The following is a 206-nucleotide window of genomic DNA, read 5'->3' on the forward strand; positions in this document are numbered from 1 at the left end:
GATGATGACCGTGCTGACCTTGGTGATGATGATGTACATGGTGGCCGTGTTGGCCTTGGTGATGGTGATGACCATGATGACCGTGTTGACCTTGATGATGGTGATGACCATGATGGCCGTGCTGACCTTGGTGATGGTGATGACCATGATGACCGTGCTGACCTTGGTGATGGTGATGTACATGATGACCATGAACAGCTTGCGGA

The 206-nt window shown here is 51.5% G+C and carries 1 protein-coding gene; it reads left to right on the forward strand.

All coding sequences use genetic code 11. The annotated features are described in order from the left end of the window. Nucleotides 1–206: hypothetical protein (locus MR083_RS27730; protein ID WP_242270161.1), on the forward strand; the 206-nt coding region annotated here is incomplete at both ends.

Source organism: Bacillus cereus group sp. BfR-BA-01408, assembly GCF_022663305.1.
Lineage (GTDB): Bacteria > Bacillota > Bacilli > Bacillales > Bacillaceae_G > Bacillus_A > Bacillus_A pacificus.